Source organism: Chitinophaga sp. XS-30, assembly GCF_008086345.1.
Taxonomy (GTDB): Bacteria; Bacteroidota; Bacteroidia; order Chitinophagales; family Chitinophagaceae; genus Chitinophaga.
On sequence record NZ_CP043006.1, the window covers coordinates 4,538,359 to 4,553,278 of the forward strand.

Consider the following 14,920-nt stretch of genomic DNA (forward strand, 5'->3'; position numbering starts at 1 on the left):
GCAACAGGATGATGTATACCGCCCCTGCTTTCAACACAGGAGACGGTATACTGATCAAGCTATCACACTACCTACACCCAAAGCATTCTGCACCACACCGCACAACAGGTTCCCAACCAGAATACCTTAGTATTATATCCGATAAGGATACAGGTATCCGTATTACTGCCGGGCAAGGGAATAAGGCGCCGGGAAACGGAACTCCCAAGTACCCATTTATCAATGTTCCTTTCTCCTCGTACGTTGTTGTACCATCCATGAAACCGGTATTCATAATCACAATTGGTAGCATTGGGATCATTGTCCATCCGGTATTCTCCATAGTATCCCTGTCCTCCAACAGAGGAAATCACCGGCGCGTACGTTGGCCAGCCGGGGTTTGAGCAGGGAGCGGCGATGGTTACCTCACGCGCTTCGCTACCACCTGCAGGAGCCGCACTCTCTCCCAGGATAGCATAATCCCTGCCATTTAAAATTTCATTTGCCATGGTATTCATTTCTGCATCGCTGACCTTGTTCACCGGCTGCCCATGCCTTTCGAGCGACAGCCTGTTCAATGCGATCCTGAAATTGCCTACCGCAACTGCCTGTTGCCGCAGCAGGGTTTCTGATTCGGGAATGTCTTTCAGTTCCCGTTCCGTTTTCAACAACAGAAATTCTTCCAGTTCTGCTGAAGACAGCGCCTTGTAAGATTCGGTAACAATCCTTGCACCTTCATCGGTTGCCTGCTCATACATTTTACTCCAAAGCTCCGCTCCTTTTAATGAAGCTGTTTCTACTACCTGAGCGGAAAGAGGTGCCCTATCGTTCTTTTTGCAGGAACTGGCACCAAAGACAAGGGCCAATGCAATAAGCATAATGTAACCGGGAAAAAAACGGGTAACGCAATCGCTGGGAAGATGTGTTTTTCTTTTCATCGGAAAAGTTTTAAATGATTAAACAATATGTATGAAATGTAGGCCTACGCAAATGGGTTGTGTTTGCCTCCCTTTTCTATGGCACACAGATAGCCATGCGCAGATGTATGATGCGCAGCAAGGGATTGCGGGTAAAGCAATATAATCGGGCCAGTCTACCGCTGCGGGTTACCTTTTCGAAGGGATATCAGCGGCTGTTTTGTCTTTGTTCAGCTAATTAACAGGGTTCTTTCCGATGATTCTTTATAGTTAGGTCATATAAACAAATGATTGATGAATACCGGCTATGTTTTACCAGAACCGCCAGTAGATATAACACCAGGCTAACACATACAGCACCAGCCAGAATTTGACCTGCTTCCACCAGGGGCGTTTCCTGCCATCGTCTCCCACACCTTTCAGCCATGACGCTTTCCAGAGGAAAGGGGCCGTTTGCTCCGGCGAAGGCGCGGGCGTAAACAGGGATACCAGGGCGATCAGCAGCATGGTCAGCGCCTGTGCAATGGCGCCTGTGTACAGCCAATGCAGTTCAATACCGGCGGCATAAAGCGCTGCAGCAAGACCGGCCTGAATGGCAACTCCACCGGCAAGACCGGCAATAGCGCCGTAATAACTTGTTCTCTTCCAGAACAGGCCCATCAGCAACACGGAGATGAATGGTGTAGCCATATAGGTCACGCCCGTCTGGAAATATCTGAATAACCCAACGTTGGCCACCAAAGGCGCTATGGCTGTAGCAATCAGCAGGGCGGCACCACCGGATACCTGCCCGGTGATGATCAGTTCCCTGTCTCCCGCATCTTTTCTCAGAAAACGTTTGTACACGTCCAGCGAAAAGATGGTGGCTACCGAATTGGCCAGCGCGCTGACGGTGGACATCACGGCGGCAAAAAAGCCGGCGAGGATCACACCTTTCAGGCCCGAAGGCGCAAAGAGCTGCAATGCCAGCGGAAACGCGCGGTCCTGATCATCCGGCAACAGCGAAGGGCCTTCCTTCATCACATCCAGCCAGTGATAGACGATCAGGCCGATCAAACAGGTCACCAGCGGACGTACGAGGTTGATGAAACCGGAGAAGATGACGCCCATCATGCCGTCCCATGTGCTTCTTGCGGAGAGGATACGCTGTATCATCACCTGGTTGGAAGACTGGTAGAACAGGAACACACCGAAAGAGGCCAGTACCAGTCCGGCAAAAGGCGCCTCTGTGTCAGACGGCGGACGGTAAAGGTGAAAGCGTTCCGGTGATGCGGATACCATGGCATCCCATCCGCCCGGAATATTGTTCAGCGCCACGAAATAGAAGATCACACCACCTCCGATCAGCATCACGCATTGAATGGCATCCGTCCACATCACGGAACTTAACCCGCCCAGCAGCGTATAACTGGCTGTTATCAGCACGATCCCCGCTACCACATAACCGGCGGGCCAGCCGGTCAGCTCACTGATGGTAAGGCTGCCGCCGTAGATCACCGGCGGGAGGAATACGAATACATACCCGATGAGGATCACCAGGCTGTAAATGTTCCCGCAGGCAGGGCCGAACCTTTTGTTCAGCAGATCAGGCACCGTCATGATCTTGTTGCGCAGGTACAAGGGAATGAAGAACACCATCATCAGCAGATAAGTAGGCAGCGCCCACCATTCCCAGTTGGCAATAGCCAGCCCCCCTTTATACGTGGCCCCGATGGTGCCTACGATCTGTTCGCTGGATACACTGGTAGCCACAAAGGCTGCACCGATGAGATACCAGGGCATATTACCGGAGGCCAGGAAATAACCTTCCGCCGTTCGCTTTACCCGCTTTGCCGCCACCAGGCCAATGATCACGATCAATAAAGTTTCCGCTATGACGATCAGTACATCGAGAAGCGAAAGCTGAAATTTTTCCATTGATTTATTTTTACTGCGGATATTCCGATCATGGGAACAACCGCCATTGTTGTACATGCAAAGCGCCCGAACCCGGCGCTATCAAATGCTTTCCGCCAAGCGTCTCCAGTTCCATAAAACCGGCGCAGACAAAAACTTCCACGTTACATCCGTTATCGGTACAATCACCAGCCGCAACTTTATCCGGACTTTGAATGACCAGCGTCCCCTGCGGCTGTATCGCCGCCAGCCTGGGAAAGGCTTCATACCATCCGGTTTTCCCGCTGAAATCTCCCGGTTGCACCGTCATCTGTCCCCCAACCACCTGCCAATTCAAGAGATCGGTTCCCGGCCAGCAGTGAATGTTCTGCGCTGTGCAACCGGCCATCATCTTTGCCGCACGCGGCACACAGGTGATCGCCCATAATGCGCCTTCCCATGCAGCATCTCCTTCGTTTTCCAGTATATGCTGAATATCGAATCCCTCTTCTCCGGCGGCCGCAGCGATCAACAGGGACAAGCGAAGACCGTTTGGCCTTTGCGGCGCCCTGATCAACAATTTATCCTGCGCAATTTCCACAGCACAGGGAGCATTGTCAGGATAATAACTTTCATCATTCTCCGGCGCTGTACTGAAACGGTGCCCACCGTATATACGCCAGTCCCCCACCCCGAAATCCGTTTTATCCTCATGCAGCAGATTATCTCCGTTCCTGTAGCGGAGCGACAATATTCTCGGGCCTGCGGAAATACCCGCGATCAACTCGCAATTACCGGCGCTGTATTTCACGGCTTCCCAGCTCCCCCATTTTGTCCGGTTGATGATCATGGCAATATCCTGCTGGTCAGTCCGCGCTGAAATGCATCCATGCGGGTAAACCCTTCCGCGTAGCGGCATCCGGCAGCAAGGCCACGGAACCTCGCCTGTACTTCTATCATATCGGAGAGGTTTGTTGCCGCGAGTTCCTGCATGGCGTTGAACTGGCTTTTATGACAGGCGAGCATCTGCTGCTTGATATCGAACACATCGGTGATATCCACATACTCGGTGGGCATAAAACCGATCCCGCCAAGATTGTCCATGAAATAGACCTGTGATGTGGCGAAACGGCAGGCCGGCAGCTTTTGCCCGGGAATAAACGGCAAGCCTTTCTGAAAATAGGCATCAAAGACCAGCTGCCCCACATACCGGTGATCAGGATGATAATCGTTCGGGGAATGGGTGAAGATCACATCCGGATCTGCTTCGCGCAGGATATCGATCATGATATGCCGTTGCTCCTTGTCCGGAAAAACATGTTCATCCATCACGGCGCTCCAGATCAGTTCCGCACCGATGATGGCTGCCGATGCACGGCTTTCCGCTTCCCGGATGCGGCCCAGCTCATCCGGCGCTATGAGCGCATCGCCCATATTCCCGCTGGTGAAAATGGCCATAGTCACCCGGTGCCCGGCCCGGGCATAGCGCGCAAGTGTGCCGGCGCACAGTATTTCTATGTCGTCAGGATGCGCGGCGATACAAAGTATATTCATCATCGGGAAACATTAAAGTACACCATAACGATTGTACACTGCTCTCAGGGAATCGCCGTTCAGCAGATCGGCCCTGGACTGGTTCTCTTTTTCCACTTTTTCTTTCGCCATCTCCAGCACCTGGTCTTCCACTTCGCGGGGCACTACCACTACACCATCGAAGTCAGCGAATATCAGCTCCCCGGGGCGAACGATCACATCTCCGCAACGCACAGGCACATCATATGCCATTACCCTTCCCCTGCCGAGGCTGTCAAGCGGACGAATGCCGCCGTAGAAAACCGGGAATTTCATGTCGATGATCTTGCGGCAATCCCTCACCATACTGTCGCATATACAACCTACGGCGCCGTTACGCTTGGCAATGGTGCTCATCAGCTCACCCCAGGGCGCATTGGTGCCGGCAAAATCCGTTGAATGCACAACAACATCACCGGGACCGAGGGAATCCACCGCTTCGATCTCCAGGTTGTAAGGATCATCTTCAATATAATCCATCTCCATCCAGTGCAGTGTTCTGGCCCTGCCCACCATAATGCTGTTGTCGGCATCGAGCGGCCTCAGGCGCTGGTGCATGGCCTGGTTCCGGTAGCCGAGCGAATCCAGCACATCACATACGATCGGCACATACAACTGCGCTTTCATCCATTCAAATTTTTCCTTGTCCATTGATAACTTGGGTTTTGATTCCATGTCAGAATTTTTTTCAGGTTGATGATCAAACATTGGCTGACCAGTTAAAAGGTTGCATCCGTTCCGGGATCACGCACCGGTCCCCGATGCCGTGCTGCCTGCAGAACCATTGAAATACAACCGGGTTTTCGGCGTTGAGCGCCATCATATCATAATGGTTCGGCAATACATATCGCGGGTTGACAGCTGCTGCAAATATGGCGGCCTGCTCGGGGCCGGGATTGTTCCATTTGCCATTGATGGGCACCAGCATCACTTCCGGCGCTTCCGGCGCAGATGCCAGCACCAGGGGATGAAATTGTGTATCGCTGGTGTGATAAACACTTCTTCCGTTTCCGAATTGCAGGAGATAACCGGTGGTATCCGGCACATCGGGACCGGTGGGCAGCGCATACACGCCCGTGACCTCCAATCCCTGCTGCTGCCATGTTTCGGCAGAATTCACCACCACAATACGGTCTTCCGGCACACCGAGGTCCGGCAGCTTCATGGCGGCCAGCCTGGGTGCGATGAACCAGGTATCGTTTTTCCTGCGGTAGGCGGCAATGGTCTCCGGGTCAAGATGGTCCAGGTGATCATGCGTGATGATGTAGATATCCGCATGCAGGTTTTCCGGGGCCATCACCGGCGGATACAGCCGCGGGAATTCCGGCGCACTTTCCGCCACCGCATCGGAGAGATAAGGATCGATCACAACGGTCAGCCCTCCGCACCGGATCACATAACCAGCCTGACCGAGCCACCATATGGCGGCATCTCCGGGTAAAAGGGAATAGCTTTCGATCGTTTGCATATTGTTTTACAGGTTGATACAGAATTTTTTTACGGCGGCTTCATTGATCTCGATACCGAGACCGTTACCCTGCGGAACGGGAATGAATCCTTCCGCATCCATCTGCACAGGGTTGCGGATCACTTCCCTTAACATCGGGTTATCGCTGACGTTATATTCCAGGAAGAGCGATCTGGGCAGCACTGCGTTCACATGCAGGCTTGCGGCGGTCAGCAGGTCGGTCAGCCAGGCATGGGGACAAACATCGATCCCTGCGTACTCCGCTTCCCATATGATCTTCCTGGCCTGGGTGAAGCCACCGCAGCGGGAGAGATCAGGCTGCGCCACATCAATGCATCCCCTGCGGATCAGTTCCCGGAAGCCCCAGCCGGTAGCCTCCTGTTCTCCTGCCGCCAGCCTTGTTTTCACACCGGCGGCTTTTACACGGGCATAAGCATCGTAGGCTTCCGGATGCAGGAAATCCTCCAGCCAAAAGATGTTGTAAGGTTCCAGCGCTTTGCACAGCTCAATGGCATCGTACGCGCTGCGTTCCACCATCCAGCCGGGATCGACCATCAGATCGATATCCGGGCCCAGCGCTTCACGTGCTGCGGCCACGAGCTTAACATCCCGCCGGAAATCCTGTCCGAATACCCCCCATCCGAACTTGACCGCCGTAAAACCGCGCTTCATATAAAATTCGCAGGCGCGCTTCATGTCATCCGGCGTGGAACGGAACAGTGTGGAGGCATAAGCACGTATTTTGTCCCGCCGCGCACCACCGAGCAGCTTATGCACCGGGCGGCCGATCGCTTTACCCATGATATCGTGGCAGGCGATATCGAAACCGGACAATACCTGGATGGCCACGCCCCTTCTGCCATAGTAGATCGATCCGCGGTAGATCTTGTCCCACAAGCGCTCTACATCAAAGGGATCTTCGCCAATGACAAGCGTACGCAATCCTTCAAATACGCCCATACCGCTTTCCGGTGCGTTCACTACCGCCTCACCCACATGCGGGGCGGTTTCCACATCAGACCAGCCGGTGATCCCTTCGTCCGTGCTGACCTTGATCAGCAGGCAATGCTTCACACCCCTGGCCTCATCGCTGCCCTCAGGCAGTGTGATCTCAAAAGGCGATTGCAGGATAAAGGCTTCAACATTCGTAATTTTCATCAGTTCATTTTTATTCTTTTCGGGCCTGATGGAATTGCATTTCATCAGTTCATTTTTATTCTCTTTACGGGTCTGATGGGATTGTCATTTCATCAGTTCATTTTTATCTTACAAGTCTGATGGGATTGTCATTTCATCAGTTCATTTTTATTCATCAAACATCAACGCTACTTTCAATGCGCGGTCATGCCCGTCACGGGCCAGCGCGATCGCTTTTTCCCATTCCCGGAACGGCAACCGGTGCGTGACCAGCTCATGCAGCGCCAGCGAAGCATCATCCAGGCATTCCAGCGCTTCTCCCATCCTGTTCTCATCGTTGCAAGCTCCTGCGATCTCCAGTTCTTTGATGTGCAGGGTAAACATATCCAGCGGATAAGGTTCCGTGCTGCTGGCGAAGACCACCAATCTTCCCCGCGGACGCAGCGCCTTTATGCAGGCATCCGCAGCGGCCGGGGCATTGACGGCGAGTATCGCCACATCAGCCGATTGCGGCAGCGCCTCATGCAGTCGTTCCACATGGGGGATGCTGTTCAGCCGGAAAGGTTCCCGGCCCGTCACCATCACCCGGCCGGCGCCGGCCCTTGTTGCCAGCCGCGCGATGATATTGCCGAAGGGCCCATCACCTGCGACGAGCACTGTACGGCCGCGGATATCTCCCGCTCTGGCTATCGCCTGCAGGCAAACGGCTACCGGTTCCATCAGCGCGCCGAGATGAAAAGGAATATGATCCGGCAAAACGGCTACGCGGTCTGCACGCTGCACAAAATATTCCGCAAAACAGCCATCCCGGTCTATGCCCAGATGCCCCATCGCGGAACAGATATGCGCAAATCCCCGGAGGCATTCGCCGCATTTCCCGCACGGCACTACAGGGTGTGCCGCTACTCTCGTTCCCGCAGGGAACCCGGTGACGTTCGCTCCCGCCTGTACTACCGTTCCTGCACCTTCATGTCCCATTATCTTAGGATACCGGATGCCGAAAGGATTGTACTGTATATCATGCAGATCTGAGGTGCAGATCGTGGCCGCACCTGTCCGTATCAGCACTTCATCAGGCCCCGGCACAGGCACCGGCAGTTCCGCCAGCCCCGGTTTGTTGAGGCCCTGCAACTGCAATCCCTGCATATGTGATGGTATCCCCGTCATGTTTTTTTTGTGGATGGATGAGATAATCCGAGCAATCGCAACGCATCGCGCTGTATGATCTGCCCGATAACATCTTCCGGTATAGCCGGCAGCCCGCTGTTGCCTACCACATCATTCAAAGCCTTTACACCGGCAATGGAATCCGCCGTGGTGGTGAACGGAAAATCCGATCCGAACAGCACTTTTTCCGTTGCCTTGTATTCCACCAGCAGGCGCATGGAATTGTAAAACTGCCAGGGCCGGTAATAGAGGGCTGACAAGTCCGCATACACATTTTCATGCCGGCGGATCACGGCGATGGTCTCCCCTTCCCAGGGATGCCCCAGATGTGCCAGTATCATTTTCAGGCCGGGGAAATCAACCGCCACCGCATCAAAGTGAACGGGACGCGAATATTCCAGCCTTGTGCCGCTAACAAAGGATGTACCGGCATGAAAAAGGATGGGCAGGCCATGTTTATCGCAATACCGGTAGATGTCGTAATACCGCGGGTCCTGCGGATGCACGTTCTGGTATAATGGCGCCAGCTTCACCCCAACCGCTCCCAGTTGCTGATGACACTTTTCCAGTTCTCCCATGTAGTCCGGCGCAGCGGGATCAATGGAGGCAAAGAACAGCAGCCGCTCCGGCGCCCGTGCCACATGCGCGGCTACCAGGTCATTCGGAATATGCCATCCGGTTGCGGAGGCCTGCAGACCAAACACAACCGCTACATCTGCAGCTTTTGTCGTTTCCAGGTGGCGCGCTTCCACATCGCCCCAGATGGCGGGATCTATCCGGCATCTGGCCAGATCGGCCTGCAGCGAAGGGCCGAAATGTGCATCGGCACGAAAAATATGGGTATGTATATCAACGATCATAGTTCCGGTAATTTAACACAAATCGGACGGCGCTGCTATTCGAGCGACCAGTAATGCACCGCCCAGGGCTCCAGCCGCACCGTCAGCTGCTGCGTACCGGCGGCAACCTTGATGAACGGATCGGGACGCAAACGCTGGTTCTCTTCCAGACCGGCGCCTGTAGCATCCAGCACAATATGCCGCACCCGCATGTCCTTCGGCAGATCTTCCAGCTTCAGCGATACCATTACCGGCCGGTCGGAAAAATTCCACAACATCATATTGTGCATCTGCAGCTGCGGATCATGCGTGGCAAAGCCATGCACTTTGCCGTTGGAAGACTTCAGCTCCAGCCTTTCCCCGGCCATCCTCGACAATAATTTGAAAGTATAATACGCCGGCCTGATCTGGTTCTGATAATCGATCAGCCCGCTGAACTGCGCCTGCCGGTTCCACCAGCGCGTCATAAATGCCGCACCGCCGGGTGAAAATATCTTCGCGAATGTTTCGTAAGACACGTACCAATCCTTTATCTGGTAGTAACACGACCAGTCCAGCCCCGCATCCTTCATCTGCCATACCGTTTCCGCCACATAACAAGGCTGAAAACGCGGGTCAAGCGGAGGGTTGAAAAGGTCCATATTCCACTCGTTCATGATCGTTTCCGGATGCAGGCCCGGATGCTTTGCGATCAATGCTTTCACATAATCTATCTGTTCCCGGATCACTTCGGGACTGTTATTGTAATGATGCCAGGAAACGAAGTGCAGCGGCAGCTTTTTAGCGGCGCATACCTTCAGCAGTTCCGGCAGGATGGGTGATTTATACCAGGCCAGCGCCGGGCCGCCAACTTTCGCTTTCGGGTCCGCCCGCAGGATGGCCGCAACCGTATGCTCATAGTACCGCGCATAACTTTCCGGCTTGAAACGGTAAGGCGTTCCGCCATCCTCTCCGATATCCACTTCATTGCCCACTTCCCAATAAGTGATACCGGCATTGCGGTCCAGGAAATGTTTCACCACATCAAACACGAATTGCTCCCAGGCTTTGTAATCGTTCGGTTCCACAATATCCTGGTCCACGACCGGAAAGAACAATTTCGGTTTCAGGCAGAAGCTCATGAACGGTTTTGCGCCGGTCTGCAAAATGGAGTTGACCATGCTGTCCAGCGTGCGGAAATGATACTTCCCCTTTTCGGGTATCACGTTGTAATATTCACTCACAAACAGCCGGATAACGCCCGGATGCAAGGCCCTGATCTCTGTGATGCGCCCGGACAGCATCGGCTCGTCGGACAATCCCCCCTGGCCAAGCGCCATGCGCTCCATATGCATAGGCCCTGTGGTTTTGCCAAATCCTACCGTGACATCCGCGTTCTGCGCGGAAACGTGGACAACGGGTAAAAACAAAGCAACTAATAATATTGTGGTTCTTATTTTCAACATATCTCCATTAATATTTTGCGGAAATAATAAACTTCGTTCCCTCCGGCGCCGGTATCCGGATAAATTCTTTCGTGCTGTCGAAATCTTTCCTGTCGCGCCCGTTTATGGTAACGGAGCGGATAGGCTTGCTATCCGGGTGACGGAAACGGATGATGAGCATACCGGGTTGTTTTCTCCCGGAAAGCTCCAGCGAAGCGCTGATCTCATTTTTCGCAGCATGACTGTTGATGGTCAGATCGATCGGGCCGAACCAGGTCGGCGCCTTGCGCACTTCGATCTGCTTTCCATCTTCGAGCCAGCGCCGCGGAATGGCTTGCCCGATCAGCAGGCTGTCCGCCCCGGGCTCGGTAATGAGCATATTCCGCAACAGCTCGAACCAGGCCCCGTCGGTACTGGGCGGGCCGTAGTATTGTCCCCATGCCCAGCGATGCTCCAACGAGGTCAGCTGCCCGTGCGAAAAACCGCAAGCCATCAGGCTATAGAATGCGCGGATAGCGGCTTTGGGCTCATCCCGCCGTAAATAGGCGGTGGCCTGCTGCACGTACACAGGCTCATTGGCTGCGCCCAGGTTCTTTAAAAATAAGTTATCTTCATGATCATGCAACATGGCAGTAGTCATCCAGTTGCCGGCATCAATGACCCCGAGCCTGGACAGGTGCAGCGGGCCGCAATCCACATCCGAAGGATACCATTCCTCCATCAGCCGCCGCGGCGTCATGGCATCCGTAGGCACAAAGTTGATCCAGGTGCCATCTTCCAGCTGCACAACGGGCGACTGCACACTGCTGCGGGCGAATTCTTTCACTACGGCTTCTTTCATACCAGCGGCGATCCGGGCTACGCTATCCGCACGGGGATGCCCGTACACCGCCAATGCTTTGGCAAACAGTTCCAGTCCGCCCACATAGTACGCCTGGGTGAAAGCCCATTCCCGGTTATCATGCGTAAGATCGTTCAAGGGGCCGCGTATCAGTCCTGTTGCATGCGTTCCCGAGTCGGCAACGGCTACCTGCCGCAGGCACCAGTCAAGTGTTTTCAAAGCATCCGGCAACAGGGCTTCAAAATGTTCCCGGTTGGCGGACAGCAGATAATTTTGCGCGATGGCGTACAACTGCGCGGGGGAATACACGCCCCAGTTGGCGAAACCGCCTATCCTGCCATCCGGTTGCTGCTGGCTGCGGAACATAGCTGCAAACTCGTCATGCGCTACCTGGTTGTATCCCCGCAGGCCGTATATCATATAATCCACGTACACGGACTGGTTTACCGGCCAGTCCGCGTTCCGCTGACCGTAAGCGGTATTGGCATAAGGCAGGTCCATATGCGGCTGGCCGTTATCTGCAATGGTGTGGCGCGGCAGTATCAGCGAGTGCCAGAGGCTGGCGCGGATCAGCTGGTTCACCGGTTCCTCCGGTACTTTGAATAACGCGCCGCGACCAAGCCAGTTTTCCCAGTATGCGGTCACCTGCTGTTTTGCAGTGGCGAAATCCAGTGTTTGCAGGCGTTCCGCGGCAGATGCCGGAAATGCGGGTGAAGGTAATTTTACAATGATCTCCTCCACGGCGCCATCGCGCAGTGTACCCGATACCGTTAGTACCGCCTGTTCTCCTTTTTTAACGGGAACAGGCTGTTCTGCATGAACGCTGAGCTCATCAGGCATCTGCAGCAGCAGCAGGATGTCGCCGGTACTTTTATCGGCAACCGCGTAATCTTCTTTTATCCGCACCACTTCCAGCTTTCTTCCTTCCGCTTCATTGTGCAGGGAGAAACCGAAGCTGAAAGCGCCTGGCTTCCCGGAGAGTTTTACTTTGCTGAGCATCACGCCCGGCAGATATCCGCGGATCACTGCAGCGGGGTCCGCCATCGGTGCGGCGAACTGTGTTATTTCCGCCAGTTGTCCGTCTTTTTCAAGCTGCGTGATGATCACCGGAAGGCCGTTCTCAATATGCTGGTGCTTCCAGGTGCTTCCCTCCCGGTGAAGATCCAGCCGGAATTTATGCGGTGAAGCGAAGTCCGGGCGCACATTGCCCCATCTGTCCACCGCGAATTTGTAGATGGCGCCATGCGCAGGGGCCGTTACGGTCAGATGCCCGGTCGTCCCCAGCCATCTGGTCTGCCAGGAGGCCGTCCATTCCCGGGGATTACCGATATCTTCCCAGCTTTCCCGGAAGGCTTCGAGGGATGCATCGGGACTGCTTTCCACTTTATCCAGTATGCGCTGTCCCTTCAGCGAAGCAAGATGTTTTTTGAAACTTGCCGGTTTATTGGCAAGGGTGATGAACACATCCTGTTCGGGCAGCCACATGGCGCCATGACGCAGGAGTTGTTCGAGCGCAATGGAAAACCCTTCTGTACCTGCTTTGTTGAGCTGTACAGTAAGTATTGGTGCATCCGGCTGTTTCCAGGGATCGGTTTTCAGGCGTTTCGACTGACCCGCAGATCCATGCGTCATCAGGTATCCCCACATAGCATCGTCGTTAATGGTGCTGGCATCCTTATGCCGGGCCAGTTTCCTCGGGGGGCGCTGTCGGAACAGGCCAGCTGATATCTGCTACCAGGGCATCCACATCGCCGCCACCAGCATGCAGCAGGGATTCCGCTCCGATCACATCATTCTGTTCCGTTCCCGCGCCGGCCAGTCCTGTTATCTCCAGGCCCGGGGAAGCCCCCTTCAATATCACCGTGCGGCTATGCCGCTGTGGCGCTTTATGACCGAATGCTATTTTTATTTTCAGCTTTCCGGGAGCGCCGCCATGATCGTTTGCAACCGCAAGTTGCGACAAACATATACAGGCGATGCATCCTGAGATGATCCATGATACGGTCATTCGTTTACTTTTTCTTCCGGTCATCATCTCTTTTTCAGTTAAGCCGGCATTAATCATAATGCGGATTTTGTTCAAGTTTACTGTTTTTGTCCCTGGCAGACTGCGGTATCGGCAAAAAGTAATTCTTCTCCGGATAGAACACCCGCATGCCGCCACCCGCAGGCACTACGGTGTACACCGGGTTACCGCCCACGAGATCTATTTTGATGGCATGCAGCGGGCCGTTCAGTTTCACTTCCGCCAGTCTCAGGCGCAGCAGGTCAGGCAGGCGTTTTTCTTCAAATGCCAGCTCCACCCTTCTTTCCTGGTGAATGGCTATGCGCATCTCGTCCTTCGTCAGCCCGTCAGGCAGCGGGCCGAGATCCGAGCGTTGCCTGATATCATTTATGGCCGAGTACACAGTTTCATCAGGCCCGGAAGATTCATTTTTTGCTTCCGCATATCCCAGCAATATCTCCGCATACCGGAAGATGATCCAGTTGGCGCTGTTCCCGTTATTTTGCGCACTGGCATATTTCGGATTGATGCCTTTTCGGATGTAGTAGCCGGTGCGGGTGGATATGCTGCTGTTGTTAAGATCCGTGGCATTCGGGCTGCCAACGCCCTGTTTCATGATCATGATATCTCCCAGCCATTCTGAGCCATCATATACAATAGATTGATAGAATCTTTTTTCGCGGTTGACGTAAGGGTTCTGCGGATCATAACCTGATGCCGGATCTGTGATCGGAAGGCCATTGGCCATGAAATATTCATCCACAAGGTCCTGCGTCGGGTCCACATGCCCCCAGCCGGTAAGGCCGCCCCTCACGAAACGGGGGCCGATGTGGCCATCCCTGAAATTGGCGAGCGAGGTGCCGCCGAGATGCTGCCTGGCGAAGATGACCTCGATATTATTGTTATTCTCTTCAAAGAACAAGGTATTGTAATCCGGGAACAGGTCATAATGCTCCAGGTCGATGATCTTTTTAAAAGTGGTCGCCGCCAGGTCCCAGCGGGCCGGATCATTGGCAGGGTTATGCAATGCCCCGGCATTGAACAGCTCGCACCATCCTTTCAGCGCCAGCACGGCACCCCTGGTTACCCTTCCGGATTCCGCGGTTAGCGGCAGCGCCGGCTCTATTGCGGCGCATTCGGCGGTAATGAAATCAAAGGTTTCCTGGGAAGTATTGCGGGGGCGGAACACTTCATCCCCCTGCTCATTCTGGTTGAGCACATCGGTAATGATGGGCACACCGCCATGGTACATCCACAGGATCGAATAAAAATAAGCGCGCAGGAAACGGGCTTCCGCCAATCTCAGTGCCTTCCAGTCATCCGGCAGGGCTGACGCTGTTACCTTTTCGATGAACAGGTTCGCCTTCCGGATATTCACGTATTGCCCCCAGCGGTTGGGCGCGTTGCTAGGTGTGTAGATCGATGGGCCATAGATATTGGTGCTGACCCTGCCGGCCTGGCCGTTCATGGAATTATCGGAAAAATTTTCCCATGGATCACCGGTTTCCAATGTAGGCACTGAGGCATATACATCATTCAGGAACAGGTCCGCATTCCCCGTGGTGGACCACAATGTGGCATCGGACACCTGGTCCTTCGGCGCCACGTCCAGGAACTTGCTGCAGGATGACAGCGTGAGCAGGGAGAAAAATATGATGAACGCCCGGAGCGATATTCGCAGAAATTGCATATTCAT

Annotated in this window: 13 protein-coding genes; all 13 read right to left on the reverse strand. The window is 54.2% G+C overall.

What is annotated here, in order from left to right; genetic code table 11:
- Positions 1 to 71: 71 nt before the first annotated feature.
- On the reverse strand, positions 72 to 917 hold the full coding sequence (locus FW415_RS18345) for a hypothetical protein (RefSeq protein WP_148387968.1): 846 nt from the start codon (positions 915 to 917) through the stop codon (positions 72 to 74).
- Between the two features lie 291 nt (positions 918 to 1,208).
- A complete protein-coding gene (locus FW415_RS18350) occupies positions 1,209 to 2,813 on the reverse strand; it encodes an SLC5 family protein (RefSeq protein WP_168208879.1) in 1,605 nt (534 codons plus the stop codon).
- Between the two features lie 28 nt (positions 2,814 to 2,841).
- A complete protein-coding gene (locus tag FW415_RS18355) occupies positions 2,842 to 3,621 on the reverse strand; it encodes a hypothetical protein (RefSeq protein WP_148387972.1) in 780 nt (259 codons plus the stop codon).
- On the reverse strand, positions 3,618 to 4,328 hold the full coding sequence (locus tag FW415_RS18360) for a PIG-L deacetylase family protein (protein ID WP_148387974.1): 711 nt from the start codon (positions 4,326 to 4,328) through the stop codon (positions 3,618 to 3,620). Before FW415_RS18360 ends, FW415_RS18355 begins: the two co-directional genes overlap by 4 nt.
- Positions 4,329 to 4,337: 9 nt before the next feature.
- Positions 4,338 to 5,018, reverse strand: a complete 681-nt coding sequence (locus tag FW415_RS18365; protein ID WP_210420734.1) for an RraA family protein — start codon at positions 5,016 to 5,018, stop codon at positions 4,338 to 4,340.
- 25 nt (positions 5,019 to 5,043) lie between these two features.
- On the reverse strand, positions 5,044 to 5,811 hold the full coding sequence (locus tag FW415_RS18370; RefSeq protein WP_148387978.1) for an MBL fold metallo-hydrolase: 768 nt from the start codon (positions 5,809 to 5,811) through the stop codon (positions 5,044 to 5,046).
- 6 nt (positions 5,812 to 5,817) lie between these two features.
- Positions 5,818 to 6,969 (reverse strand): mandelate racemase/muconate lactonizing enzyme family protein, encoded by a 1,152-nt coding sequence (locus tag FW415_RS18375; protein ID WP_168208880.1) that lies wholly within the window; start codon positions 6,967 to 6,969, stop codon positions 5,818 to 5,820.
- Positions 6,970 to 7,116: 147 nt separating this feature from the next.
- A complete protein-coding gene (locus FW415_RS18380; RefSeq protein WP_148387982.1) occupies positions 7,117 to 8,115 on the reverse strand; it encodes a zinc-binding dehydrogenase in 999 nt (332 codons plus the stop codon).
- Positions 8,112 to 8,975, reverse strand: coding sequence for an amidohydrolase family protein (locus tag FW415_RS18385; RefSeq protein WP_148387984.1), 864 nt, complete (start codon positions 8,973 to 8,975; stop codon positions 8,112 to 8,114). The genes FW415_RS18380 and FW415_RS18385 overlap by 4 nt, the downstream gene beginning before the upstream one ends.
- A 35-nt stretch (positions 8,976 to 9,010) precedes the next feature.
- A complete protein-coding gene (locus FW415_RS18390) occupies positions 9,011 to 10,288 on the reverse strand; it encodes a hypothetical protein (protein ID WP_246858796.1) in 1,278 nt (425 codons plus the stop codon).
- A 118-nt stretch (positions 10,289 to 10,406) separates the two neighbouring features.
- Positions 10,407 to 12,866 (reverse strand): hypothetical protein, encoded by a 2,460-nt coding sequence (locus FW415_RS18395; protein ID WP_148387986.1) that lies wholly within the window; start codon positions 12,864 to 12,866, stop codon positions 10,407 to 10,409.
- A gap of 28 nt (positions 12,867 to 12,894) precedes the next feature.
- On the reverse strand, positions 12,895 to 13,227 hold the full coding sequence (locus FW415_RS18400; protein WP_148387988.1) for a hypothetical protein: 333 nt from the start codon (positions 13,225 to 13,227) through the stop codon (positions 12,895 to 12,897).
- Between the two features lie 49 nt (positions 13,228 to 13,276).
- Positions 13,277 to 14,920: a RagB/SusD family nutrient uptake outer membrane protein gene (locus FW415_RS18405; protein ID WP_148387990.1), complete on the reverse strand. Its 1,644-nt coding sequence runs from the start codon at positions 14,918 to 14,920 to the stop codon at positions 13,277 to 13,279.